Source organism: Streptomyces sp. ATexAB-D23, from assembly GCF_000373645.1.
Lineage (GTDB): Bacteria > Actinomycetota > Actinomycetes > Streptomycetales > Streptomycetaceae > Streptomyces > Streptomyces castrisilvae.
In genome coordinates this window covers 276,321-301,447 of sequence record NZ_KB892013.1, presented here as the reverse complement: position 1 = coordinate 301,447, position 25,127 = coordinate 276,321, and the positions used below count along the sequence as shown (strand labels likewise).

At 71.1% G+C, this 25,127-nt stretch carries 23 protein-coding genes; 19 read left to right on the top strand and 4 right to left on the bottom strand.

Going from position 1 to position 25,127, the window contains the following annotated elements; genetic code table 11:
* Position 1 precedes the first annotated feature (1 nt).
* Positions 2-1,507 carry a DUF6801 domain-containing protein gene (locus B082_RS0114455; protein ID WP_018552520.1) on the top strand — a complete coding sequence of 502 codons (1,506 nt, stop codon included), beginning with the start codon at positions 2-4 and terminating at the stop codon, positions 1,505-1,507.
* A gap of 89 nt (positions 1,508-1,596) precedes the next feature.
* Here B082_RS0114455 and B082_RS0114450 read toward each other — a convergent pair whose 3' ends face one another.
* Positions 1,597-2,532, bottom strand: a complete 936-nt coding sequence (locus B082_RS0114450; protein ID WP_026249784.1) for a hypothetical protein — start codon at positions 2,530-2,532, stop codon at positions 1,597-1,599.
* A 905-nt stretch (positions 2,533-3,437) separates the two neighbouring features.
* Between B082_RS0114450 and B082_RS0114445 the strand changes: the two genes are divergently transcribed.
* From B082_RS0114445 to B082_RS0114380, 14 genes are all read left to right on the top strand, one after another.
* Positions 3,438-4,433 carry an ABC transporter ATP-binding protein gene (locus B082_RS0114445; RefSeq protein ID WP_018552518.1) on the top strand — a complete coding sequence of 332 codons (996 nt, stop codon included), beginning with the start codon at positions 3,438-3,440 and terminating at the stop codon, positions 4,431-4,433.
* Entirely contained in the window at positions 4,430-5,284 is an 855-nt protein-coding gene (locus tag B082_RS0114440) for an MlaE family ABC transporter permease (protein WP_018552517.1), read from the top strand. Before B082_RS0114445 ends, B082_RS0114440 begins: the two co-directional genes overlap by 4 nt.
* 3 nt (positions 5,285-5,287) lie before the next feature.
* Entirely contained in the window at positions 5,288-6,091 is an 804-nt protein-coding gene (locus B082_RS0114435; protein WP_018552516.1) for an MlaE family ABC transporter permease, read from the top strand.
* Positions 6,091-7,398, top strand: a complete 1,308-nt coding sequence (locus B082_RS0114430; protein WP_018552515.1) for an MCE family protein — start codon at positions 6,091-6,093, stop codon at positions 7,396-7,398. The genes B082_RS0114435 and B082_RS0114430 overlap by 1 nt, the downstream gene beginning before the upstream one ends.
* Entirely contained in the window at positions 7,395-8,426 is a 1,032-nt protein-coding gene (locus B082_RS0114425) for an MCE family protein (RefSeq protein ID WP_018552514.1), read from the top strand. The genes B082_RS0114430 and B082_RS0114425 overlap by 4 nt, the downstream gene beginning before the upstream one ends.
* Positions 8,423-9,442: an MCE family protein gene (locus tag B082_RS0114420; protein ID WP_018552513.1), complete on the top strand. Its 1,020-nt coding sequence runs from the start codon at positions 8,423-8,425 to the stop codon at positions 9,440-9,442. Before B082_RS0114425 ends, B082_RS0114420 begins: the two co-directional genes overlap by 4 nt.
* A 1-nt stretch (position 9,443) precedes the next feature.
* A complete protein-coding gene (locus tag B082_RS0114415; protein ID WP_018552512.1) occupies positions 9,444-10,556 on the top strand; it encodes an MCE family protein in 1,113 nt (370 codons plus the stop codon).
* Positions 10,553-11,728 (top strand): MCE family protein, encoded by a 1,176-nt coding sequence (locus B082_RS0114410; RefSeq protein WP_018552511.1) that lies wholly within the window; start codon positions 10,553-10,555, stop codon positions 11,726-11,728. Before B082_RS0114415 ends, B082_RS0114410 begins: the two co-directional genes overlap by 4 nt.
* Positions 11,725-12,984 (top strand): MCE family protein, encoded by a 1,260-nt coding sequence (locus B082_RS0114405; protein WP_018552510.1) that lies wholly within the window; start codon positions 11,725-11,727, stop codon positions 12,982-12,984. The genes B082_RS0114410 and B082_RS0114405 overlap by 4 nt, the downstream gene beginning before the upstream one ends.
* Positions 12,981-13,502, top strand: a complete 522-nt coding sequence (locus B082_RS0114400) for a hypothetical protein (protein ID WP_018552509.1) — start codon at positions 12,981-12,983, stop codon at positions 13,500-13,502. Before B082_RS0114405 ends, B082_RS0114400 begins: the two co-directional genes overlap by 4 nt.
* Positions 13,499-14,125, top strand: a complete 627-nt coding sequence (locus B082_RS0114395; protein ID WP_018552508.1) for a hypothetical protein — start codon at positions 13,499-13,501, stop codon at positions 14,123-14,125. Before B082_RS0114400 ends, B082_RS0114395 begins: the two co-directional genes overlap by 4 nt.
* A 68-nt stretch (positions 14,126-14,193) precedes the next feature.
* Positions 14,194-14,724 carry a nuclear transport factor 2 family protein gene (locus tag B082_RS0114390; RefSeq protein WP_037710115.1) on the top strand — a complete coding sequence of 177 codons (531 nt, stop codon included), beginning with the start codon at positions 14,194-14,196 and terminating at the stop codon, positions 14,722-14,724.
* Between the two features lie 35 nt (positions 14,725-14,759).
* Positions 14,760-15,542 (top strand): hypothetical protein, encoded by a 783-nt coding sequence (locus B082_RS0114385; protein ID WP_018552506.1) that lies wholly within the window; start codon positions 14,760-14,762, stop codon positions 15,540-15,542.
* A gap of 19 nt (positions 15,543-15,561) precedes the next feature.
* Complete coding sequence (locus tag B082_RS0114380) at positions 15,562-16,818, top strand: lytic transglycosylase domain-containing protein (protein ID WP_018552505.1); 1,257 nt, start codon at positions 15,562-15,564, stop codon at positions 16,816-16,818.
* Positions 16,819-16,852: 34 nt separating this feature from the next.
* On the opposite strand, the gene B082_RS0114375 is transcribed toward B082_RS0114380, so the two are convergent.
* Positions 16,853-17,917, bottom strand: a complete 1,065-nt coding sequence (locus tag B082_RS0114375; RefSeq protein ID WP_018552504.1) for an ATP-dependent DNA ligase — start codon at positions 17,915-17,917, stop codon at positions 16,853-16,855.
* Positions 17,918-18,014: 97 nt separating this feature from the next.
* Between B082_RS0114375 and ligD the strand changes: the two genes are divergently transcribed.
* From ligD to B082_RS0114360, 3 genes are all read left to right on the top strand, one after another.
* Complete coding sequence (gene ligD / locus B082_RS0114370; protein ID WP_018552503.1) at positions 18,015-19,025, top strand: non-homologous end-joining DNA ligase; 1,011 nt, start codon at positions 18,015-18,017, stop codon at positions 19,023-19,025.
* Entirely contained in the window at positions 19,022-20,116 is a 1,095-nt protein-coding gene (locus B082_RS0114365) for a membrane protein (protein WP_018552502.1), read from the top strand. The genes ligD and B082_RS0114365 overlap by 4 nt, the downstream gene beginning before the upstream one ends.
* A gap of 147 nt (positions 20,117-20,263) precedes the next feature.
* A complete protein-coding gene (locus tag B082_RS0114360) occupies positions 20,264-21,214 on the top strand; it encodes a multicopper oxidase domain-containing protein (protein ID WP_018552501.1) in 951 nt (316 codons plus the stop codon).
* A gap of 10 nt (positions 21,215-21,224) precedes the next feature.
* Here B082_RS0114360 and B082_RS0114355 read toward each other — a convergent pair whose 3' ends face one another.
* The gene (locus B082_RS0114355) at positions 21,225-23,432 is read right to left on the bottom strand and encodes a DEAD/DEAH box helicase (RefSeq protein WP_018552500.1); all 2,208 of its coding nucleotides are present in this window, start codon (positions 23,430-23,432) and stop codon (positions 21,225-21,227) included.
* A gap of 326 nt (positions 23,433-23,758) precedes the next feature.
* On the opposite strand from B082_RS0114355, the gene B082_RS0114350 reads away from it, so the two are divergent.
* Complete coding sequence (locus tag B082_RS0114350; RefSeq protein ID WP_018552499.1) at positions 23,759-24,013, top strand: WhiB family transcriptional regulator; 255 nt, start codon at positions 23,759-23,761, stop codon at positions 24,011-24,013.
* A 158-nt stretch (positions 24,014-24,171) separates the two neighbouring features.
* Here the strand turns inward: B082_RS0114350 and B082_RS0114345 are convergent, their stop codons facing one another.
* Positions 24,172-25,080: a chitosanase gene (locus B082_RS0114345; RefSeq protein WP_018552498.1), complete on the bottom strand. Its 909-nt coding sequence runs from the start codon at positions 25,078-25,080 to the stop codon at positions 24,172-24,174.
* Positions 25,081-25,127: the final 47 nt, after the last annotated feature.

The following is a 25,127-nucleotide window of genomic DNA, read 5'->3' as shown; positions in this document are numbered from 1 at the left end:
TATGCACACCCAGATACCTGTGACCCGTGCGGGGCGATCCGTGCGGGTCGCCTCCGTCGCCGGACTCGCCCTGCTCGCCGGGCTGTTGTCCGGGGGAGGCTCGGTCGCCGACGAGAGCCCCGGGCCCGTCGGCCTCGCGGCCGCCTGCGGAACCGAGGACGACGGCAGCGCGGCGGCCGCGGTGGAGGTCGCGGTGGACGTCCCGGCGACCGGTGAGGTCGACCGGCCCGTGCAGCCGGGGCCCGTCGCGCTCACCCTCACGCTCTCGCGGGCCGACCTCGCCGAGTTGCTGCCGGAGGGCACCGAGGCCGTCGTGAGCCGGGCATCGCTGAAGGTCAAGGTCGCTCAGAACGGCGAGTCGGCCGAGGCCCCCTGGGAACTCACCGCCGCGAGCACTCCGCTTCCCGCCGACGGCGACGTGGCGCTCGTCCACTCCGGTGAGGTCCCCTATGTGACCTTCGGGTCCTCGGGCGATGTCGACTTCTCCGTGGAGGAGTTCTCGGTCGAGCTGTTGTCCGCCACCGCGGCGGCCGAGGGGACCGAACCGGCCCTCGCCACGCTGACGTGCCGGCTGGAGGAGGGGGAGAGCGGGCATCTCGCGACCACGCATGTGACCGACTGGTCCGGCACCGAACCGTCCGCGACCCCCGAGACGTCCACCGGTCCGGCGGGTGGTTCCGGCAGGACGGAGCGGCAGGGCATCGCGGTGGAGCCGGCGGACGCCGGGGACGAGGACCCCGAGTTGTGCCCCGTCGACCCGCCGGAGGGGGAGATGGACGCGAGTGAGGCTCCGCAGCCACCGCCGGGCGATCCCGTCACTGTCACGGATCTCCCCACGGGAGGGACCTTCAGCTGCGCGTACGCGCTCGGGCTGGCCAACGTACTCAAGCTGAACGGGGCCATGATCATCAATGATCCCGACAACCCGGCACTCATCAGCGTCCTCGCCTCCAAGCGTGTGGCGTCCCGGGCGACGAATGCGCAGGGCGGGCCGTACACCCGCATCGACTCGCTCGCGAACCTCGACCTTCCGGATGCCGAATCCACCTTCCTGACCTTCGGATTCCAGCCGGTGACCGCGAAGGTCTCCTTCGAGAACGGTCCCATCACCATCTCGACAGGCAGCTACGGCGTCGCCCCCAACCGGGTGTCGTTCTCCACCGCGTACTTCCAGCAGTCCCTGCGCCTCCACGACGTCAAGGTGAACGGCACCCCGTTGGACGTGGGCAGCGGCTGCAAGACGTCGAAGCCGTTCAAGGTGGTCCTGAACGGTGGCGCGGCATACGCGAACGTGGGCCTGGGCGGCGTACTGGAGGGTGAGGTCGACATCCCGCCCTTCACCGGATGCGGCACGGGGGGAGAGGACCTGAACCCGCTCTTCACCGCTTCCCTCTCGGGCCCCGGGAACAGGGTCTTCATGAATCAGGCTCCGACCTGCATACCGAGCAATCCCACCCGCTCGTACTGCCCGCCCCCGCTGCCCGAACTGCCCGGCTCGAAGTCCTGACCGCATTCCGTGAGTCCGGCCCGGCACACACCGAAGGGGCCACCTCCGCGAGGAGAGTGGCCCCTTCGGGGCTTCGGGCGCGAGAGCGGTTACCGCGCCGCCGAGTGCCAGTACTGCGACAGCAGCTTGCCCGCGTCGGGCGCGGCGTCACGCGGCTTGTTCATCGTCGCCACGTAGGTCTGGGCGTCGTCCAGCGTGACGTTGTTGTTGCCCGAGGCCGACGGCAGCCCCGTCTTCAGGTTGACCGCCCAGTTCAGCGCGCCGAGCAGGCCGCAGCCGTTGGTGCCGGGCACCGAGTACGTCGTGTCGGTCTGGGTGGCGCCCAGGAGGTTGAGCCGGTTCATCGGGCCGGCCGCGTCCAGGGTTCCGTCGCCGGCGAACTTCTCGCTGCTGATGGCCGGCTGGGTCAGGTTCTGCGGCTTGAGCAGGATCGGGTCCGAGGAGGAGCCGATGTAGCACTTGTCGCCGAGGAGCGGGTTCTCCAGGTGGATCCGGACCGGCAGGGTGAGGATCGGCTTGCCGGTGGTCGTCCCCGCCACGAGCTGGAAGTCGGTGGGGGAGTTGACCGATTCGATGGTCGCCGTCACCCGGTTCAGGCTGACGTCGCTGAGCGTGTTGCAGATGCCGGTGATCACGGGGACGTCGCTCGGGCACATCAGGCCGAGCAGCCCGCCGGGTACCTTCGCGGAGTCCGCGACGAGCGCGCCCTCCGCCGGTGAGACCACGGTCGACAGGCCGCCCGGGTGGGTGACCACGCCGACCTGGAGGTCGCTCGCGCCGACCGGCACCTCGGTGTTGCCCAGCTTGATGGAGCCGCTGGCCGAGTGGGACGAGACGCAGATGGCGGTGTCCGACGCTCCGTCCGCGGCCAGCATGGCGGGGGCGTCCACCGGACAGCGGCTGAACGGCGCCCAGCTGCCGTTCAGTGTCGTGGCGGCCGTGGCCGAACCCATCGACGCGACGGCGGCCAACGCGGTGAAGGAGGCCAGCAGCCCCACACGTACCCGGTTCGAGCCAGTTCTCATGTCTTCCCCTTTTTCCGATGGGAGTCGGCCGCCGTCGAGGCGGCCGGGTGAACCCGGAGATGCTCGGTGCGCAGCGGAATTGATCGCGGAATGAAGGAATGCGGGCGCTGGGTTCGCGGCGGGCCGTGCCGAGGCGAAATCCCATTCACCGAGCCGTGAGGTTACTGGCGGGAAACACCGGGGCACAATCCCGCCGTATGAGAATCTGTGAGCCGGACGGTCATCTCTGCCACGGGTGAGTACGGGATCCGGCCTTCTTGTCACATCGTGCGTACGTCCTCGCCAGCTGTGTACGGCCGGCGGCCGGCACTGTATACGGAACTCGGCCTCCCACTTGTGTATTCGAGCCGGTCCCGAGCGCTTCTCGGTGCTCCGTGCGCCGGCGCGGCATGCGTCGGCCGGAGGCGGAACTTATCACTCGCGGACAGTTTTTCCGGCCTTCCTGCTCAGCTGTTGCGAAAGAGCGGACGGCTTCGCGCTCTCGCGCGAAAACTTGATGACCTGGTATTGCGGGGCAGGTTACTCACCCGTAGCGTCGCCTCCGTCAGCAACTCCTCCGGCGCGTCCGGGGATTGCTCACCCGTCGGGAGGCGACCCGGGCGCATCCCCAGTGCCCGGGTCTCCGGTCCAGGAGGGCATCGGCCCCAGGAATCTTCACACCGGCGGAGCTCCTCCTCCGGAACCCCGCGGCGCAGACCCCTCTGGGCTGCGGGGTCCCGGCCTGCAACGACGGATGAGAGTGCGCAGTTGTTCACAAGATCGGGACCGCGATTTGTCATCCGATGACAAACGGGCCGGATCTTTGCGAATGGGCTGTTCAAGGGCTTGTCCTGGCGGTGCAGGTGAACTTAACGTGCGCCCCTTGGTGCACTTCTGTCACTTCGTGAGCGCATGCAGGAGGTGGGATGGGAATCGAAGTAGTGGTCGAGGGACTCACCAAGTCTTTCGGCAAGCAGAACATCTGGCAGGATGTGTCGCTCACGCTTCCCGCAGGCGAGGTCAGTGTCATGCTCGGCCCGTCCGGTACGGGAAAAACGGTGTTCCTGAAATCCATCATCGGCCTGCTCAAACCTGAACGCGGCCGCGTTCTCGTCAATGGCGTCGACATGGTGAACGGTTCCGAGCGCGACATCATGGAGACCCGCAAGCTCTTCGGTCTCATGTTTCAGGACGGGGCCCTTTTCGGGTCGATGTCGCTTTTCGACAACATCGCCTTCCCGCTCCGGGAGCACACCCGCAAGAAGGAATCCGAGATCCGCCGCATCGTGATGGAGCGGATCGACGTGGTGGGGCTCCTCGGCGCCGAGAACAAGCTGCCCGGCGAGATATCCGGCGGTATGCGCAAGCGGGCCGGCCTCGCACGGGCCCTCGTCCTGGACCCGCAGATCATCCTCTGCGACGAACCCGACTCCGGACTCGACCCGGTCCGCACCGCGTACATCTCCCAGCTCCTCGTCGATCTGAACGCCCAGATCGACGCGACGATGCTCATCGTCACCCACAACCTCGACATCGCCTCCACCGTGCCGGACAACATGGGCATGCTGTTCTGCCGCAACCTCGTCACCTTCGGGCCGCGCGAGGTGCTGCTGACCAGCGACCTGCCCGTCGTCAACCAGTTCCTCGCCGGCCGCTGCGAAGGGCCCATCGGCATGTCCGAGGAGAAGGACGCCGCGACCCTCGCCGCCGAGGAGCTGAAGGGCTACGGCCAGGGCATCAGCTCGGCCAACGCCCCACGCACCGTCGTCCCGCAGCTGGAGCCCTCGCCCGGCCTGCCGGTCCGTCAGGGCGCCCTGCGCCGCCGGGAGCGGGTCATGTCGATGATGGGGCAGCTGCCGGAGGCGGCCCGTACCGCCATCCTCAACAGCTACAGCCCGGCCGCGGGCGGTGGACGCCTGTGACCGCCCCGCTGCCCGTACGGCCCCCCGAGGAGCCGGTGGACCGGGTCCCGGAGCCGGAGAAGGCGCCCGGGGCCCCGCGCCCCAGCAGGCTCACCGCCCCGCTGCGCGAGACCGGCCGGCTGTTCGCCCTGGCCGGGACCGTGGCCCGGGAGACCTTCCGACGGCCCTTCCAGGTACGGGAGTTCATCGAGCAGTTCTGGTTCGTCGCCAGCGTCACGATCCTGCCCGCCGCCCTCGTCTCCATCCCCTTCGGCGCGGTCATCGCCCTCCAGGTCGGCTCGCTCACCCAGCAGCTCGGCGCACAGTCCTTCACCGGCGGCGCCAGCGTCCTGGCCGTCATCCAGCAGGCCAGCCCCATCATCGTGGCCCTCCTGGTCTCCGGGGCCGCGGGCTCCGCGATCTGCGCCGACCTCGGCTCCCGCAAGATCCGCGAGGAGCTCGACGCGATGGAGGTCATGGGCGTCTCGCCCGTACAGCGCCTCGTCGTCCCGCGCGTCCTGGCCACCATGCTCGTCGCCGTCCTGCTCAACGGCCTCGTCTCGGTCGTCGGCACCCTGGGCGGCTACTTCTTCAACGTGATCCTCCAGCACGGCACCCCGGGCGCCTACCTCTCCAGCTTCTCCGCCCTCGCCCAGCTGCCCGACCTCTACGTCAGCGAGATCAAGGCGCTGATCTTCGGCTTCATCGCCGGCATCGTCGCCGCCTACCGCGGCCTCAACCCGCGCGGCGGCCCGAAGGGGGTGGGCGACGCGGTCAACCAGTCCGTCGTCATCACCTTCATGCTGCTGTTCTTCGTGAACATGGTCCTCACGGCGATCTACCTCCAGATCGTCCCCGCGAAGGGGAGCTGACCCATGTCGATGCTCGGCTGGCTGGACAGATCCGGCGACCAGCTCACCTTCTACGTACGGGCCCTGCTCTGGATACCCCGCACCCTGCGCCGCTACCTCAAGGAGGTGCAGCGCCTGCTCGCCGAGGTCGCCTTCGGCAGCGGCGGCCTCGGAGTGGTCGGCGGCACCATCGGCGTCATGATCGCGATGACCCTGGCCACCGGCACGGTCGTCGGACTCCAGGGATACGCGGCCCTCAACCAGATCGGCACCGCGGCCTTCACCGGCTTCATCTCCGCGTACTTCAACACCCGCGAGATCGCCCCGCTCGTCGCCGGTCTCGCCCTCTCCGCGACCGTCGGCGCCGGCTTCACCGCACAGCTCGGTGCGATGCGGATCAACGAGGAGGTCGACGGACTGGAGTCGATGGGCGTGCGCTCCATGCCCTACCTCGTCACCACCCGCATCATCGCCGGGGTGGCGGCGATCATCCCGCTCTACGCGATCGGGCTGCTCTCCTCGTACGTCGCCTCCCGCTACGTCACCGTCCTGTTCAACGGCCAGTCGGCGGGCACCTACGACCACTACTTCAATCTCTTCCTGTCCCCGGCCGACGTGCTCCTGTCGGTGCTCAAAGTGCTGATCTTCAGCGTGATGGTGATCCTCGCGCACTGCTACTACGGCTTCCACGCCACCGGCGGCCCCGCCGGGGTCGGTGTGGCCGTCGGCCGCTCGGTGCGCAACGCGATCGTGCTGATCAGCGTCACCGACTTCTTCCTCTCGCTCGCCATCTGGGGCGCCACGACGACCGTGAAGGTGGCCGGCTGATGAATTCCCGTGTCACCAGGACCACCGGCCGCAGAACCGCCGGCATCGCCTTCTTCCTCGTGCCCGCCGTCCTCATCTGGGTGTCGGTCGCGGTGTACGAGAAGGACTTCACCCACGACGCGACCGTCACCGTACGCACGTCGAGCGTGGGCAACGAGATGCACGACAACGCCGACGTGAAGCTGCGCGGGGTCGTCGTCGGCCAGGTCCGCGACATCGCGGCCGACGGCGACGGCGCCCGGCTCACCCTCGCGATCAAGCCGGACAAGCTGGACCGCATCCCGGCCGACGTCACCGCCCAGATGCTGCCCACCACCCTCTTCGGCGAACGGTTCGTCGCCCTCGTACCGCCCCCCGTGCCCTCGGCGAAGACCCTCAGCGCCGGCGACGTCATCCCGCAGGACCGCTCCAGCAACGCCATCGAGCTGGAAGAGGTCCTCGACAACGTCCTGCCCCTGCTGACCGCGGTGAAGCCGGAGAAGCTCTCCGCCACCCTCAACGCGGTCTCCCAGGCGCTCCAGGGCCGCGGCGAACAGCTCGGCGACACCCTTGTCGAGCTCGACGCCCACCTCCAGAAGTTCAACCCCCAACTCCCCACGCTCAACGAGGACATCAAGGAACTCGTCAAGGTCAGCCGGCTCTACGCGGACTCCGCCCCCGACGTCCTGGACGCCCTCACCGACTTCACCACCACCAGCGGCACCCTCGCCGAGGAGCAGGCCGACCTCGCCGACCTGTACGGCTCCACCACCGCGTCGGCCCGCGACCTCACCGCCTTCTTCCAGCGGAACAAGGACAACCTCATCCGGCTCGCCGCCACCGGCAGGCCGACCCTGGAGACCCTCGCCAAGTACTCCTCGGAGTTCCCCTGCACGCTGCGCACCGTCGCCGGTTTCATCCCGGCCATGGACAAGGCGCTCGGCAAGGGCACCGACCGGCCGGGACTGCACGTCACCCTCAAGACCGTGCCGTCCAAGGGGAAGTACGTGGCGGGCAAGGACACCCCGGTCTACAACGCCACCGGCGGACCGCACTGCTACTCCATCCCCTACGTCGGCCAGACCGTGCCGACCGCCGACGTCAGGACCGCCCCGGACACCGGGACCGCGAAGGACGCGGACACCGCCACCCCGGTGGAGGTCCCGGCCGCGGACGCCTCGCTCGGCATGCCCAACTCCCCGCAGGAGAGCCGGCTCGTCAACGAACTGGTCGCTCCCTCACTGAATGTCCGGCCGCAGGCCCTGCCCGAGTGGAGCAGCGTGCTCATCGGCCCGGCCTTCCGCGGTGTGGAGGTGAAGCTCAAGTGAAGCGCCGCTCCATCGCGGGACCGCTCGCGAAATCGATCGTCTTCATCGTGGTGACCAGTCTGGCCACCACGGTCCTGGCCCTGTCCATCGCCAACACCGGGGTGGGCGACACCCGTTCGTACCGCGCCCGGTTCACCGACGCGACCGGCCTCATCGTCGGGGACAGCGTCCGGATCGCCGGCGTCAAGGTCGGCCAGGTCGAGTCCGTCGAGGTCGCCGACCGGCGGGTCGCCGAGGTCGGCTTCAGCGTCCGCAAGGGCCGCAAGCTGCCCGCCTCGGTGACCGCGTCGATCAAGTACCTCAACATGGTCGGCCAGCGCTACATCGACCTGGACCAGGGCGCGGGCCCCGTCGGCGAGAGCTTCACGCCGGGCTCCACCATCCCGCTCTCGCGCACCACCCCGGCGCTCGACCTGACCCAGCTCTTCAACGGCTTCCAGCCGCTCTTCGAAGGGCTCTCCCCGCCCGACGTCAACCAGCTGGCGGGCTCCATCGTCCAGGTGCTCCAGGGCGAGGGCGGCACCGTCGACAGCATCCTCCAGCACGTCGGCTCGCTGACCGGCACAGTCGCCGCCAAGGACAAGGTGATCGGCGAGGTGATCAAGAACCTCAACACGGTCCTGAAGACCGTCAACGACCGGGAGGCCGGCTTCAACGACCTCGTCGACACCCTTCAGGAACTCGTCACCGGCTTCGCGGGCGACCGCAAGCCGCTCGGTGAGGCCGTCACCGCGATGGGCGCGCTCACCACGGTCACCGCGGACCTCTTCGAGGACGGCCGGGCGCCCCTCAAGGCCGACATCAAGGAACTCGGCCGGCTCTCCGGGAACCTGGCCGACAACTCCCCGAAGATCGTCAACTTCCTGGAGAAGACCCCGGCCAAGATGGAGGCCATCGGCCGCCTCACCTCGTACGGCTCCTGGCTCAACCTCTACCTCTGCGAGGCCAAGGTCAGCGGGATCACGACCAGCGACGGCAGCACCCCGCCGACCGGCATCGAGATCACCCAGCCGAGGTGCCTGTCATGAGGATCAAACCGATACGCCACCGCAACCCCGTCGCCGTCGGCATCGTGGGACTGCTCCTGCTGGCCCTCATCGGGTTCGGGGCCTACCGCGCCGACTCGCTCCCCTTCATCGGCGGCGGCACCACCTACAGCGCCGACTTCACCGAGTCCGCCGGGCTCAGCGAGGGCGACGAGGTACGCATCGCCGGAGTGAAGGTCGGCAAGGTCACCGGGGTCTCCCTCGACGGGGCCAAGGTCAAGGTCACCTTCAAGGTCAAGGACGCCTGGATCGGCGACTCCAGCACCGTCGGGATCGCCATCAAGACCCTCCTCGGCGACAAGTACCTCGCCGTCGACCCGCTCGGCGACTCGGCGCAGGACCCGGACGAGCGCATCACCGCCTCGCGCACCACCTCCCCGTACGACGTCACCCAGGCGTTCAACGGACTGGGCGAGACCATCGGGGAGATCGACACCGAACAGCTGGCCAAGAGCTTCGAGACGATCTCCGCCACCTTCAAGGACTCCCCGCCCGACGTGAAGAGCGCCGCCGAGGGACTGTCCGCCCTGTCGAAGACCGTCTCCGAACGCGACGCCGAGCTGGCGACCCTGCTCAAGGGCAGCAAGCAGCTCACCAAGACCCTCGCCAACAAGAAGAGCGGCTTCGAAACCCTCCTGGAGGACGGCAACCTGCTCCTCGGCGAGATCCAGGCCCGCCGCGACTCCATCCACCTGCTGCTCACCGGCACCCGCGACCTGGGCACCCAGCTCACCGGTCTCGTCGCCGACAACAACAAGCAGCTGAAGCCCACCCTGAAGGCGCTCGGCCGGGTCACGGCGGTGCTCCAGAAGAACCGCAAACAGCTCGACCAGGTGCTCTCGCTCGCCGGCTCCTACAACCGGCTCGTCGGCAACACCCTCGGCAACGGCCGCTGGTTCGACAACTACGTCTGCGGTGTCGTCCCGAAGAACTACCTGCCCGCGAACACCCCGCCGGCGACCGGATGCATGCCTCCCAAGCAGGAAGGCGGGCAGTGAGATGAGACTCACCCGCGTCATCGGCATCGGCGCCGGCCTCGTCGTCGTGGCCGTCGCCGCCACCTCCGGCGTGATGGCCATGGAGGAGGAGGGAACGACCACCGTCACCGCCTACTTCGACCGGGCCACCGGCGTCTACGCCGGGTCCGACCTGCGCATCCTCGGCGTACGCGTCGGCAGGGTCGAATCGGTCCAGCCGCGCGGCAAGGACGTGAAGGTCGTGCTGCGCGTCGACAAGGGCATCCAGGTGCCGAAGGACGCGCACGCCGTCGTCGTCGCCCCCAGCCTCGTCGCCGACCGGTACGTCCAGCTCGCCCCCGCCTACACCGGGGGAGCGGTCCTGGCGGACGGCGCCGAACTGCCCGCGGCGAACAACGCGACCCCGGTCGAGGTGGACCAGCTCTACGCGTCCATCACCGAACTGTCCACCGCGCTCGGCCCGGACGGGGCGAACGCCGAAGGAGCCTTCGCCGGGCTCCTGGACACCGGGGCGAAGAACCTCAAGGGCAACGGCAAGGACATCGGCGACTCCATCGAGCAGTTCGGCAAGGCGACGAAGACGCTCGACAAGTCCAGCGGCAACCTCTTCGACACGCTGTCCTACCTCCAGACCTTCACCACCATGCTGAAGGAGAACGACGGCAACGTCCGGGCGGCCGAGGACCAGCTGAACTCCGTGACCGGCTTCCTCGCCGACGACAAGAAGAACCTCGGCGCCGCCCTCAAGGAACTCGGCACCGCCCTCGGGCAGGTCAAGACGTTCATCAAGGACAACCGGGGCGCCCTCAAGGAGAACGTGGACGCCCTCGTGCCGATCACCCAGACCCTCGTCGACCAGCGTGCCTCGCTCGCCGAGTCGATGGACGTCCTGCCCCTGTCGGCGGGCAACGTCCTCAACGCGTACGACCCCGAGCACCGCACGCTCAACGGCCGGACCAACCTCAACGAACTCAGCATGGGCGGCCCGCTGACCGAGTCCACCCTCGCCCTGAAGGGCCTGTCCCCGGTGGACGCCGACCGGCAGCGGGCCCTGCCCGCCCTGCCGCTCCCGGCGGTGGGCACGGTCTACGGCACCCCGAAGGACAGCAAGGACAAGAAGGGGGCGAAGCAATGAGCCGCAGACCGCGCAGACCCGCGGCCCTCGGGACCACGGGCGGGGCGGCACTCGTCGCGTTCGGCCTGTGCTGCACCCTCTTCGTCACCGGATGCGGGGCCCCGCACTTCTCCGGCATCGAAGACGTGCCGCTGCCCGGCGGAGCGGACCTCGGCGACCACCCGTACGAGATCACCGCGGACTTCGGGGACGTGCTCAGCCTCGCCCCGCAGTCCTCGGTCAAGGTCAACGACGTCGCCGTCGGCCGCGTCACCAAGATCTCGCTTGCCCCGGACGGCTGGCAGGCCCGCGTCACCATGAAGGTCAACGGGAAGATCGACCTGCCCGCCAACGCCTACGCCCACCTGGAGCAGTCCAGCCTGCTCGGCGAGAAGTACGTCCAGCTCCGGCCGCCCGCCAAGGGCACCGCCCGGGGCACCCTCGCCGACGGCGACCGCATCCCGCTCACCCGTACCAACCGCAACCCCGAGGTCGAAGAGGTCTTCGGCGCCCTGTCCATGCTTCTCAACGGCGGCGGCGTCCAGCAGCTCAAGACCATCACCACCGAGCTCAACAAGGCGCTGGCCGGCCAGGAACCCCAGGTCAAGTCCATGCTGCACCGCGTCGACACCCTCGTCACCAACCTCGACGACCACCGGGGCGACATCACGGCGGCGCTCGACGGGGTCAACCGGCTCTCCACCACCCTCGCCACCCGCAAGCAGCAGGTGGGCACGGTCCTCACCAAACTCAGCCCCGGCATGAAGGTCCTGGAGAAACAGCGCGGGTCGCTCCTGACGATGCTCCGCTCCCTGGACACCCTCTCGGACGTCGCCGTCGACACCATCGACAGGAGCAAGGCGGACACCATCGCCGACCTGAAGGCCATCGCCCCGACCCTGAGGGCCCTGGCCGACTCCGGCAACGACCTGCCCGACTCCCTCCAGGTGCTCCTGACCTACCCGTTCACGGACGAGGTGCTGCGCGGCGTGAAGGGCGACTACCTCAACGTGTACCTGGACATGACGGCCGAGCCCGGCACCCGGATCATTCCCGCCTACGACCCGGACGCGGCGACGCAGACGCCGCCCAAGGCCCCCGCGGTCTCCGGCGCCGGACTCCCCCTGCCGCTCCCCGCGACCTCGGCGCCCACGACGAGCGGTTCTCCGGCAGAGAAGGGGAGCAACCGATGATCACCCTCGCCATCCGGCTGAAGAACATCGCGTTCCTGATCATCGCGGTGCTGGTGCTCGGCTACCTCGGTGTGCGCTACGCCGACCTCGGCCACTACGTCGGCATGCGCGACTACTACACCGTCAAGATGCAACTCCCGCGCACAGGCGGCCTTTTCACCCACTCCAACGTCACCTACCGAGGGGTGTCGGTGGGCCGGGTCGGCCCCATCGAACTCACCGACGACGGTGTGGAGGCCGAACTGCGGATCAAGAAGTCCGCACCCCGCATCCCCGACGACCTGAAGGCGGTCGTGGCCAACCTCTCCGCGGTCGGCGAGCAGTACGTCGACCTGCGGCCCTCCCGCACCGAGGGCCCCTACCTCGCGAACGGCTCGGTCATCGACCAGGCCGAGACCACCGTCCCGGCGCCCGTGACGAACGTCCTCACCAGCGTCAACGACCTCGCCTCCTCGGTCGACCTGGAGTCGCTGCGTACGGTCGTGGACGAATTCGGCACCGCGTTCTCCGGACGCGGCGACGACCTCCAGGTCCTGCTGGACACCAGCAGCGACTTCGTGGACGCGGCCGACGAGGCGCTGCCCGTCAACACCCGGCTGATGGAGGACGGCAAGACCGTGCTGCGCACCCAGGTCGAACAGGGCGAGGCGCTCAAGGGGTTCGCCTCCGGAGCCAAGGAACTGGCCGCCCAGCTCAAGGGCTCCGACACCGACCTGCGCAAGCTCATCGCCGCCGCCCCCGACGCGACCGGGCAGATCAGCGGGCTGCTGCGGGACATCGAACCCAGCTTCGGAGTCGTCGTCGCCAACCTCCTCACCACGTCCGAGGTCGCCGTCACCCGGCAGCGCGGACTGGAGGAACTCCTCGTGAAACTCCCCGCCGTGGCGGCCGCCGGAGCCAGCGCGGTGGACGAGGACGGCGCCAGGTTCGGCATGTCGATCACCTTCTTCGAGCCGCTGCCCTGCACCGCCGGCTACGGGGGCACGACCTACCGCAACGGGCTCGACCTCTCGACCGCCCCCGCGCTCAACACCAAGGCCCGCTGCGCCGCCTCGCCCGGCACCGGCATCGACGTCCGGGGCAGTGCCAACGCCCCCAAGGGCGGTGCCGTGCCCGAACCGGCCAGGGCCGGCGCGCTGAACCTCGGTGACACCCCGCAGGAGCGGCTGCCCGGCGCGCTCGGCGCCACCACCGGGGCGAACCCCGTGCGGGGCATGGCCGGTCTGCTGGGCCTCGGACAGGAGGGCGGCCGGTGAACCCCCGTACCCGCACCGTCGGCGGCTGGGCCGTGCTGCTGGTCGCGGCGCTCGTCTGCGGCCTGGGCGGCTGGTCGTACGCGCGGGCGCGCGGCGACGACGACCTGGCGTACGCCAAGAGCCGGGACGCCGCGCTCGCGGACGGCCGGCAGGACCTGGCCCGGCTCAACACCCTGGACGGCAAGGACGCGGCGAGCGTGGCGGCCGGTCTCGCCGCCTGGCTGGATTCCTCCACCGGTCCGCTCCACGACCAGCTGGAGCGGACCCGGAAGAAGGACGCGGCCGACCTGGAGAAGGCCGGCGCCACCGCGCGCGGCAAGGTCACCGACGCCGCGCTCACCGAGCTGGACGAGCGGACCGGCACCGCGCTGATGATCGCGACCGTGGACGTCGAGGTCACCCCGGGCACCGGAAAGGCCGGCACCGAACGCAAACGCTTCGAGGCCACGCTCGCCCGGACCGGTGACGGCTGGAAGATCAAGGCGCTCACGGCGCTCGGCATAGGGAGCGGCGCATGAACAGCGGCGGTACGACCGACGTGGTGACCGGCGGCCCGGACATCGAGGAGGCCGCGGACCCCGAGGAACCGGCCGGCGTGGCCGACGACGGAGCGGCCGGCGCCGACGATGGGGCCCGGCCGGGCCGGCGGTGGCCGCGCGTGGTGGCCGGGGTACTGGCCGTCGTGCTGGTCGCGGCCGGCGCCGCGCTGTACGTGGCGGGCCGTCAGCTGCGCGACACCCCGGCCACCTCCAACCTGGCGCTGACCGACAGCGCGGCGACCAACCAGGTCGCCGGGGAGGTCACCAACGCCCTCGGCAAGGTGTTCTCCTACAGCCCCGACGGCACCGCTGCCACCAAGGCGTCCGCGCGGAAACTCCTGGCGGGCAAGGCACTTCAGCAGTACGCGGCGCTCTTCGGCCAGGTCGAGAAGCAGTCGGCCGACCAGAAGCTCACGCTCACCACCCATGTCGTACGCGCCGGGGTGACCCGGCTGACGCCCGACAGCGCCCACCTCCTGGTCTTCCTCGACCAGGTCTACGAGCGCGAGGGCAAGGCCGCCAGTAAGGCGGCGGCGCAGCTGTCCGTCACGGCCCAACTGCGCGAAGGGCACTGGACGATCGTGGAGATCACTCCCCGATAGCACCGCACCAGCGAACACGTACGGCACAGCACAGCACAGCCGGACCGGCCGGCAGGGGAGAGGCAGCGATGGCACGGGCAGGGATGACGAGGAACCCGCTGGTGGCGGCGGCGATCGTGCTGACGGTCGCGGCGGCCGGCGCCGCGGGCTGGGGCGGGGTCTCCCGCTACCAGGCGGCGCACGACAGCTCGGCCGCGTACGCCGAGACCCGCGACGCGGTGCTGGCCGCGGGTGAGCAGGCCGTGCAGAACATGAACACGCTCGACCACGCCCGGCTCGCCGAGGGGCTGGACAGCTGGGAGGACTCCACCACCGGGGACCTGCACCAGCAGCTCGTGGACGGGCGGGACGGGTTCGTGAAGCAGATCCAGGAGGCGAAGACCGTCAGCACCGCCAAGGTGCTGTCCGGCGCGGTCACCGAGCTCGACGACCGGGCCGGGAAGGCCGGGGTCATGGTGGCCCTGCGGGTGACCGTGACGGCGCCGAAGGGCAAGCCCGCGGTGAAGGAGAGCCGGATGCTCGGGCAGCTCACCCGCACCTCCGAGGGGTGGAAGCTCAGCGCCCTCGGCCAGGCGCCCGTCGGCAACACCGCCGGCTGACACCCCCCGCCCCGCACCGAGAGGAACCCCCGGACATGTCGACGACCCGTCACCTCGTCAACCGCCGGCGCCGCCTGGCCACCGTCGCCGCCGCGGAGCGCACCGCGACCGCCCCCGCTCGCACCCCCGCGGGCCCCGGCGGGCCTTCCGGCACCCCCGCGAAGGACACCGCCCCCGATGACGCCTCCGATGACGCGTCCGACGGTCTCCCCGAAGCCGCCGCGGGCGATTTCGGAGACGACCCGGACGAGGAGTCGGCGAGCGACCCGGACCGGAAGAAGCCAGCCGCCCGGCGCCTGCCCCGCATCCGCGTCCGGCTGCCCGCAGTCCTGTGCGCCCTGACCGTGCTGCTCGGCGCCTTCGCCGCCTGGGCGTTCACCTCGGCGGCGAGCCTGCGCGACGACCCCAGCCGGCAGAACACCGCGCTCACCGACATCAGCCGCACCAGCGAGGTGAAGGGCCAGATCACCGAGGCCGTCGGCGCGGTCTTCTCGTACGACTACGCCTCACCGGCCAAGGCGGACGGCGCCGTGGCGAAGTACCTCACCGGCAAGGCGGTCCAGCAGCACCAGGACATGCTCGCCGAGGTCAGGGCCCAGGCGCCGAAGCAGAAGCTCGTCCTCACCACGACCGTCACCGACAGCGGCGTGGAGATGCTGGACGGCGACCGGGCCCGGCTGCTGATCTTCGCCGACCAGAGCAACACCCGTACCGGCAAGTCCGAGGAGACCACCTACGCCGCGGCCATGTTCGCCGTGGACGCCGTCCGCAAGGGCGACAGCTGGCGGATCTCCTCGATCGACACGTTCACCCGGTGACCCACACAGGAGAGCACGCATGAGGTTCAACGGCACCATGCGCCGCGGATTCGGCGGCACCGCGGCGGCCGTCGCCGCGATGGCCGCGCTCACCGCGTCCCAGGCACCCCAGCTCGCCGCCCACAAGGACACCCCGGAGCAGCGCCAGGAGGCGCAGGACGTCATCTGGTCCGAGGTGCCCAACGACGACTCCTACCACACCGAACTCCCGCCGCTGAAGAGCCCGAAGCCGCCCCGGGCGGGGGAGAAGCAGACCCCGGCCGCCAAGCAGTCGTGGGCCGAGGCGGGCATCCCGGCCACCGTGCTGGCCGCCTACCGCAAGGCCGAGAGCGCCCTCGGGCGCAGCGACCCCGGCTGCCGGCTGCCCTGGCAGTTACTGGCGGCGATCGGCAAGGTCGAGTCCGGGCACGCGGCCGGCGGCCGGGTCGACGCCCACGGCACGACGCTCTCCCCGATCCTCGGCCCGGTCCTCGACGGCGCCGGGTTCGCCCACATCGCGGACACCGACGGCGGGGCCTACGACGGCGACAAGACCTACGACCGGGCGGTCGGCCCGATGCAGTTCATCCCCTCGACCTGGGCCCACTGGGGCCGGGACGGCAACGGCGACGGACGCCGGGACCCCAACAACGTGTACGACGCGGCGCTGGCCGCGGGCGCCTACCTCTGTGCCGGACCGCGCGACCTGTCGGTCCCCGCCGACCTGGACCGGGCGATCCTCAGCTACAACCACTCGGACACCTATCTGCGCACGGTGCTCTCCTGGCTGGAGTTCTACCGCAAGGGCACCCACCCGGTCTCCGACGGCAAGGGCGTCGTCCCCGGGAGCCCCGGCGCGGGCGGCCCGGAGGAGCCCAAGCACCCCGTGGGCGGGCCCGGCTCCGAGGACGGCGGCGGCATCGAGGTCGGCCCGCAGCCCAGCCCCAGCACGCGCCCGACCGCGCCGGGCTCCCAGGACCCGGACCCGGGCACCGGACCCACGCCGGGCGAATCGGGCTCCCCGGACCCGGGCGACACCACCGGCCCCTCGCCCGACCCCACGGACCCCGGCACCACCCCGGACCCCGGCACCACCCCGGACCCCGGCACCAGCCCCGACCCGGGCACCTCGCCCGACCCGGAGCCGAGCACGACGAAGCCGGACCCGGGCTGCACGACGACCACCCCGGCACCGGAGCCGAGCGACACCGGGGAGAGCTCCGCATCACCCTCGTCCGGCCCCGCCGCATCCGACGAGCCGTGCACCACGCCGACGCTGCCGCCCACGGCGGACTGAGAACGGGCGGCGGCCGGGCCCCGGCCCCCGGGGCTCAGCCGCCGCCCGACAGCACCTCGGCCAGGTCGTAGCGCACGACCTCCTCCAACTGCGCGTACGTGCAGCTCTCCGGCGTACGGTCCGGCCGCCACCTGCGCCACTGGGCCGTGTGCCGGAACCGGTCGCCCTCCATGTGGTCGTAGGCCACCTCGCAGACCCGCTCCGGCCGCAACGGCACCCAGGACATGTCCTTCTTCCCCGACCAGCGGCTCGGGGCGCCGGGCAGCCGGGCGCCCTCGTGCGCCTCGGCCCGCGCCCAGGCACGCCACGGGTGGTCGTCGACCCCGGTCAGCAGGGGCTCCAGCTCGGTGACCAGCTCGGCGCGCCGCTTCATCGGGAAGGCCGCGCACACCCCGACGTGCTGGAGCGCGCCCGCCGCGTCGTAGAGGCCGAGCAGCAGGGAGCCGACGACCGGGCCGCTCTTGTGGAAGCGGTACCCGGCCACCACGCAGTCGGCGGTCCGCTCGTGCTTGATCTTGTACATGGCCCGGGTGTCCGGCCGGTACGGCGCGTCGAGGGGCTTGGCGACGACACCGTCGAGCCCCGCCCCCTCGTACCGGTCGAACCATTCCCCGGCGACGGCCGGGTCGGTGGTCGCGGGCGCCAGGTACACCGGCGCCGACGCCTCGGCGAGCGCGGCCTCCAGCACCGCGCGCCGGTCCGCCTGCGGGGTGTCCAGAAGCGAGTCGCCGCCCAGCGCGAGGAGGTCGAAGGCGACCAGGGCGGCCGGGGTGCGCTCGGCCAGCAGCCGCACCCGGGAGTCGGCGGGATGGATGCGCTCGCTGAGCCGGTCGAAGTCCAGCCGGCCGTCGTACGCGACGACGATCTCACCGTCCACCACACACCGCTCCGGGAGACTGTCCAGGGCCGCGGCCACCACCTCGGGGAAGTATCGGGTCAGCGGCTTGCCGGTCCTGCTGCCGATCACCACCTCGTCGCCGTCCCGGTGCACGATCGCCCGGAAGCCGTCCCACTTGGCCTCGTACTGCATGCCCGGCGGGATCTTCTTCACCGACTTGGCGAGCATCGGCTTCACGGGCGGCATCACCGGCAGGTCCATGGACCGATTGTGAACCGTACGGCGAGCGGAGTCTCCCGATATGCGGCATATGTGTGCCCGGCCTACGGTGGCCGACATGGCAGCAGCGGGCACAGCGGTGGAGCTGGAAGCAGTCGGACGGGCGGTCCGGCTCTCCCACCCGGACAAGATCTACTTCCCGGAGAAGGGCTACACGAAGAGGGACGTTGCCGAGTACTTCCTCGCCGTGGGCCCCGGCATCCTGCGCGCCCTGCGCGACCGGCCGACCACCCTCCAGCGGTTCGTGGACGGCGTCGAGGGCGAGTTCTTCTACCAGAAGCGCGCCCCCAAGAACCTCCCCGACTGGATCCCGACCACCGAGATCGCCTTCCCCAGCGGGCGCTCCGCCCGGGAGATGTGCCCCACCGAGGTGGCCGCCGTCATCTGGGCGGCCAACCTCGGCACACTCACCTTCCACCCCTGGCCCGTCCGGGGCGGCGACACCGACCACCCCGACGAACTGCGCATCGACCTCGACCCGCAGCCCGGCACCGGCTACGCCGACGCGGTCCTGGCCGCCCGCGAACTGCGCGGCGTCCTGGACGAGCACGGGCTGCGCGGCTGGCCCAAGACGTCCGGGGGCCGTGGCATCCACGTCTTCGTGCCCATCGAGCCGCGCTGGACGTTCACCGAGGTCCGGCGCGCGGCCATCGCCGTCGGGCGGGAGCTGGAGAGCCGGATGCCGGACCGGGTGACCACCGCCTGGTGGAAGGAGGAGCGGGGCGAGCGGATCTTCGTCGACTACAACCAGACGGCCCGCGACCGGACCATCGCCTCCGCCTACTCGGTGCGCCCCTTCCCGCACGCCCCGGTCTCCGCACCGCTGCGCTGGGAGGAGCTGGACGACGCCGAACCCCGCGACTTCGACATCCGCACCATGCCCGTGCGGTACGCGGAACACGGCGACGTCCACGCCGACATGGACCAGGAGGCCTTCCGGCTCGACCCGCTGCTCGAACTCGCCGACCGGCACGCGAGCGACGGCGGCCCCGGCGACCTGCCCTACCCGCCCGAGTACCCGAAGATGCCCGGCGAACCGAAACGGGTCCAGCCCAGTCGCGCCCGCCGCGACAAGGACGCGGACGCATGAGCGAGCCGGCGCCCGCCGCCGGGCCCGACGCCCCGCACGGGGCGCACGGCCGGCCGCTGACCCGGGGCCAGAAGTGGGCCGGGTTCAAACAGTCCCCGTACTTCCCGGCGACGGTCCTGCTGCTCATCCTCGCTGCCGCCGCCGGACTCTTCGCCGGCTCCTACACGTACGCCATGGCCAACCCGACCCCGCACCACATCCCCACCGCCGTGGTGAGCCGGCCCGACACCGCACGCGGCAAGGAGTTCGTCGCCGCGATGGACAAGGCCCTGGACGCCTCCCTGGTCATCCGTGTCTTCCCGACCCCGGCCGCCGCGCGCGAAGCTCTGGAGGAGCAGGAGGTCTTCGCGATCGTGCGGTCCGGCGAGCAAGGGGTGCGGCTCGACGTGGCCGCGGCGTCCGGGGCGGCCGTCGCCCAGCTGCTGGCCGAGTCCGCGGTGAAGGTGGGGGACACACTCGAAATCCCGGTCGCCGTGCAGGACGTCAAACCCCTCCAGAAGGGCGACCCGCGCGGACTCGCCCTCTTCTACATCTCGCTCGCCGCCGTGATCGTCGGCTTCGTCGGTGCCATCCAGCTCAGCGTGCACGCCCGGGACCTGATCCCGCTGGAGCGGATCGCGTTCACGCTCGCCTACTCGCTGCTCGGCGCCTTCGCCATCGCCTCCGTGGTGGACTGGCTGCTCGGGGCTGTCGACCTGCCCTTCGTGGAGTCCTGGCTGATCCTGGCGTTCACGATGTTCACCTCCGGCATGGTCTTCACCATGTTCAACACCCTCATCGGCCGCTGGGCGATGCTCCCGACCTGGGGCGTGATGGTGCTCCTGGGCAACCCGTCCTCCGGCGGAGCCGTCTCCTGGCCGCTGCTGCCCTCGCTGCTCGGACACATCGGCCGCTGGCTGCCCCCGGGCGCGTCCGTCAACGCCCAGCACACCGCCGTGTACTACCAGGGGCATCAGCGGATCTTCCCCTTCCTGGTGCTCGCGGTCTGGTCGCTGGTGTCGTGCACGGTCTTCTGGGTGTGGCGCCATCGCCACCCCGGAGGCCGCGACCACATGCCCCAGCACGCGGCGACGGAGGCCGCGGCCGGCTGATCCCCGGCACCCGCTCCGCGACTCGCCACGGCTGTGGCGGCACGGAAACACGATTTCTCCTTACTGTGGGTAAACAATGATCCCCGGGTTCGTCACGGCCCGTCGCCGAGCCCTCGGCAGCACCCGTCCAGCAGTGGGGAGTTCGAGATGGACCGCAGAAGCTTCAGCCGGCGGATTCTGATGGGCGGCGGGGTCGCGGCCGCGGCCGGTGTGACATCGTTGTCCCTCCCCCCTTCCGAGGCCGTCGCCACCCCGTACCCGCTGAGACGGGCGCCCGCCGGGGGAGTGGTCCGCCACATCCGGATGTACGTGGAGAAGCTGCCGGACGGCCGGCTGGGCTACGGGCTGGAGAAGGGCGCGGCAACCGTCCCGGGACCGCTCATCGAGCTCAACGAGGGCGACACCCTGCACATCGAGTTCGTGAACACCCTGGACGTGCCGGCCGGCCTGCACGCGCACGGCGTCGACTACGACATCGCGAGCGACGGCACCCGGATGAACCACAGCACCGTCGAGCCGGGCGGCACCCGCACCTACACCTGGCGCACGCACACCCCGGGCCCGCGCCGCGACGGCACCTGGCAGCCCGGCAGCGCCGGCTACTGGCACTACCACGACCACGCCGTCGGCTCGGACCACGGAACCGGCGGCATCCGCAAGGGTCTGTACGGGCCGCTGGTCGTCCGGCGCCGGGGCGACATCCTGCCGGACCGCACGATCACGATCGTCTTCAACGACATGTCGATCAACAACACCCCGGCCGGCAGGAGCCCCGACTTCGAGGCCACGCTCGGGGACCGCCTCGAAGTCGTCATGATCACGCACGGCGACTTCTACCACACGTTTCATGTGCACGGTCATCGCTGGGCGGACAACCGTACGGGCCTGCTCACCGGACCCGGCGACCCCAGCCGGATCGTGGACACGAAGATCGTCGGACCGGCGGACTCCTTCGGCTTCCAGGTCATCGCGGGCGAACACGTGGGCGCGGGCGCCTGGATGTACCACTGCCACGTGCAGAGCCATGCCGACCGGGGCATGGGCGGAATGCTGCTCATCGCCGACCGGAACGGGACCGTACCCGGGCACAGCGGATAACGGACGCGCCTCAGTCGACCGGCAGCGCCCGCTCGTCCGTCCCGGTCCGCAGGCGCTGCTGCTCCTCCTCGACGATGCGGCGTGCCAGCGTCCCGTCCGACACGTCCACGGCGTCCGGGGTCGTCTCCGCGACATCGCTGCGCCGGGCGTACGCGTCGAACAGGCGCTCCTTGCGGGCCAGGATGTCCAGCATCCGCTGGTCGACGCTGTCCGCCGCGAGCAGCCGGTGCACCTGGACCGTCCGTATCTGGCCCATCCGGTGGGCGCGGGCCACGGCCTGGTGTTCCGTCGTCGGCTTGATCTGCGGTTCGCAGAGAATGACGACGGAAGCGGCCTGCATGTTCAGCCCGATGCCGCCGGCCTGGATCTGGCTCAGCAGGACCGCGTGGCCGCGGGCGGCGCTGAAGCCGTCGATCAGCTCCTGGCGCCGGGCCGCCGCCACGCTCCCCGACAGCGGGCCGAACACGCCGTCCCCCAGAGCCTCGCGCACGGTTTCCAGCACCTCGCGGAAGTAGGAGAACACCACGACCTTCGCGCCGTTGCCCGCCGCCTCCGCGACCAGTTCGCGCAGCCGGTTCAGCTTGGCGGAGCTCTCCGGACACGCGTACGCCGCCCGGCGCATCCGCATGAAGTGACCGGCGGCCACCGCCTCCCGGTAGGCCCGCAGATCGTCCTCGCTGAACTCCTCCCACTCGTCCACCTGCACCAGGGCGGGCAGCTCGGTGAGCACGTCCTGCTGGTTGCGCCGCAGATAGGCGGGGGCGACGGCCCGGCGGAACGCCTGCGAGCCCGCGGCGCCGTGCCGCGGGCTGACGGCGGGGGCCAGCTCCGGCTGGAGCCGGCGGACGAGATTACGGAATTCCTCCACCCGGTTCTCCATCGGCGTGCCGGTCAGGAACAGCACCCGCTCGGTCCGCCGCGACCAGCCGGACACCGCTCGGGAGCGGCGGGTGGCCGGATTCTTCACGTAGTGGGCCTCGTCGACCACGAGCATCCCGGGCCGGACACCGCTGTCCTCCGCGTCCGGCAGGGTGTGCAGGGCGTCGAAGGTGGTCAGGGCGACCCCGCCGTCCTCACGCCACTCGGCGAACGCCTCCCGCCGCTGCGGCCCGTGCACCGGCAGGGCGCGCAGCGTCGACCTGGCGCGGATCTCCCGGGTCCAGTTGATCAGGACGCTCGCCGGGCACACCACCAGAAAGTGCGTCTCCCCGCCCGCCGCGAGATGGGCGAGGGCCGCGATGGCCTGGACGGTCTTGCCGAGCCCCATCTCGTCGCCGAGGATCACCCGCTTCTGCGCGAGCGCGAAGCGCGCGCCGAACGACTGGTAGCCGCGCAGCGAGACCCGCAGCCGGGTGTCGTCCAGCCGCAGCCCCCGCACCCGGCCGGCGATGTCCGAGGGCAGGAAGCCCTCGGCCGCGTCCCGGTCGGGGCCGGTGCCCGACATCTCGGCGAGCAGGCTGTAGTACTCGGCCGGGCGCAGCTCGAAGTCGACCCAGGCGGCGACCGGCGAGTCCGGCTCCCGCAGCAGGTCGGCCGACACCTGCCCGAACAGCAACGGCAGTTCACGCTCCACCGCGTCGGCGACGGCCGCCCGGACGCCGGCCACGGCCTCCCGCACCCCGGCCCGCGCCCGCCGTCCCGTGAAGAGCGTCCGCAGCCGGCCCCGCGCCGGTCCGGCAGCCGTCAGCAACGGTTCCAGGCGCTCGGCGAGCCGGCGGGCCCCGTCCACCGCGCGCCGCACGTCCGGCCCCGCCTCCACCAGCCGGTACACCGCGCCGACCAGGGCGCTCGTGGCGTCGTCCGGGGCGTCCACGTCTATCCGCACCGCGACGGTGTCCCGCACCGCGTGCGCGATCTGGCCCGCCGCGGCCAGGGCCTGGTCGGCGGTCTGCGCGCCGACGCCGGGGATCTGGCGGAGCTCGTGGCGGCTCGCCCCGTACACCTGGCCGACCGTGGTGAAGCCCGCCCGCTCGACCGCGCCGAGGCGCAGCCGGCCCTCGGTGACGTCCTTGAGGCGGGAGACGGGGATGGAGGCGAGGCCGGAGCGGACCAGGACGTCGAGCAGCGGGTCCAGAGCGGTGCGCACTGCGGCGACGGCACGGGCGTGGTCCGCGAGCACTCCACGGGCCGCGTCCAGCAGGCCGTCGGCGCGCGTGAGCAGCTCCCGGGCGGCCCGCCCGGTCGGTGCCCCGCCCTCCGCGGACCCGGCCTCAGTCATCTGCGTCCCTCTGTCCCCCGCGCCCCTTGCCTCGGCTCCGGTCCCTCAACGGCCCGGACGAGCCCATCGTCCCACGCACCACCGACACCCGGCGGACCAGCCGGGTGGGGCCCCATATCCCGGACCCGCCGGTCGCCGCTGCGCTCAATTCAGCCGTTCTCGGCCGGGAGGGGAACGCGGAGCCCCGCCGCTGTACGCCGAGGCCGGCGGCGTATGCCGGTGTCAAGGGTGTGGAACGGGCCGGGGACTGTTCCGGCCACCACGGCGTGGCGTCGATTGACGCGGCGTTGATCAGTCGTTTATCGGGGCAGGGCAGTGTGGTGCCCATGCCGATCAACACCGCGACCGACCCCGCCTTCGCCTGGCAGGAGACAGCCCTGTGCGCGCAGGCGGGTCCCGAGTTCTTCTTCCCCGCCCCGGGCAGCTCCACCCGGGAGGCCAAGCAGCTGTGCAACGCCTGCGAAGGACGGCAGGCCTGCCTGGAGTACGCCCTCGACAACGACGAGCGCTTCGGCGTATGGGGCGGCCTCTCCGAGAAGGAGCGGGAACGGCTGCGCAGAGTCGGCCGGGAGCAGGCCTGAACCCGGCCCGCCCGTGGCGGACCGCGGCGTCGCCTTCGTCGGCCGACGCCACCTCCGGTCGGCTGCCCCGGCCGATCCTGGCCGCCCCGGCGCCGGGAACGACCCGGGCAGCCGGGCCGGTCAGGCAGGACGCCCGCAGGTAGCGCGGGCCCTGCGGGTCACGACGCGATGTGGAACGTCTCGCCGTACATCTTCCAGGTCAGCGGCGGCTCCAGATCCAGGTTCTCGTCCTCCAGGAAGACGCGCTGGGCCGTGTCGATGCGCGAGGTGTCGTGCTGGGTCTTCTTCGACTTCATCACGGCCCGCGCGGTGTCCAGGAAGATGTCCAGATAGGCCGACTCGTCACCGCCCTCGGTGACCGTGTCCGCCTCGGCCAGCGCCGCCTGCCGGATGCCGTAGAAGGAGTCGGCCTCGTGGCCCGGCCCCTGGAGCACCATGGCGTCGAAGTAGATGAACTGGCCCAGCGTCCCCAGCCCGTCCAGCTTCGCCAGCCGCACCGCCGGCTCGAAGTACTGCTTGTCACGGACCTCGTCCTGAGCCTCGCGGAACGCCGGGTCCTCGGCCGCCTTCTTCCACGCGGCCGTGAGCCCCGGGTCCAGGCCCTCGTGCGAACCTGTGCCGTCGACCTTGCGCAGCGCCGGGAGGAACGGCGCCAGCGGGTTGTCCGGATGGTCCTCGGTGAACGCCTCGACGAACGCCAGCATGTCGTGCGTACCCGAGCAGAACCCCACGATGCCCGCCGCGTAGCCGGTGCCGTCGCCACTGTCCTCGATCGTCGCGTACTGGGTGCGCCAGTCCAGCGTGGAGCCCTCCGCGCTGGCCAGCAGCTTCCACGCGATCTCCCGCATCGCCGGGGTGGCGAGCCCGGCCGGTGCCGCCTCGATCCTCTTGTTCATCTCGCCCCGCTCCTCCTCGTCCGCCGCCGCGAACGGGTCGGGGTTCGCTGGGACGGTGGCCGACGCCTCGGCGGTGGGGGAGTTCTTCGGCAGGGCGGCGTCTTGGCCGCTGTTGAAGACGATGGAGACGGCTATCGCTATCGGCACACCGATGAGAACAACGCGGGTCACAGGTTTCACCGGCACAGCGTACGGTCCCCCACGCCCCTGAGGGGGCC